Raw genomic sequence first — 502 nt, forward strand, 5'->3', positions numbered from 1 at the left:
TTCTTGCCTTTATTAGCTTTGAAACCTTGATGAGGAAAAACATTTCGAATTCGTTGTTGAACTTTCTTTGGTACGTCTTTAGAAAAGACCAGCCTCATTCCGGAGCGTTGGTTGTACACTTTGAGTTCACCAGTAAATGGGTCATGTTCGCCAATATCTTGTAAGTTATGTTTAAAAGATGGAGGTATATGCCCTTTTACCTTGCTCAAGTGGCCGTCATCAAAACTCACTTTTAACACGGGTCTATCCACGGCGATCAACCAGAATATGACGATTGCAGCAATTAATATCACATATAGCATCTAACACTCCTTAGCTGGATAGTAGCTTACTCAAGTCTTCTTTGATGGACGTAACTTTCTGGCTTGCTTTTTCACTTCTTGAGGCTTCTGAAAGTAGATATTCAATGGCATCAGACAGCGTACACCCCAGTTCATTAGCTCGATTAGATAATTTTTCCCAAACACGGTAATCAAGATCGATCGATTTCTTTTTGGTGTGA

The 502-nt window shown here is 39.6% G+C and carries 1 protein-coding gene and 1 pseudogene; both read right to left on the reverse strand.

Annotated features, from left to right (window positions below):
* The coding region (locus R7040_RS30430; protein WP_318098188.1) for a DUF3634 family protein at window positions 1–302 on the reverse strand (302 nt) is incomplete at its 3' end.
* Between the two features lie 10 nt (window positions 303–312).
* Window positions 313–502: pseudogene (locus tag R7040_RS30435) on the reverse strand (Ter macrodomain-binding protein MatP); the annotation flags it as partial.

It is taken from the genome of Vibrio sp. 1069 (genome assembly GCF_033340555.1).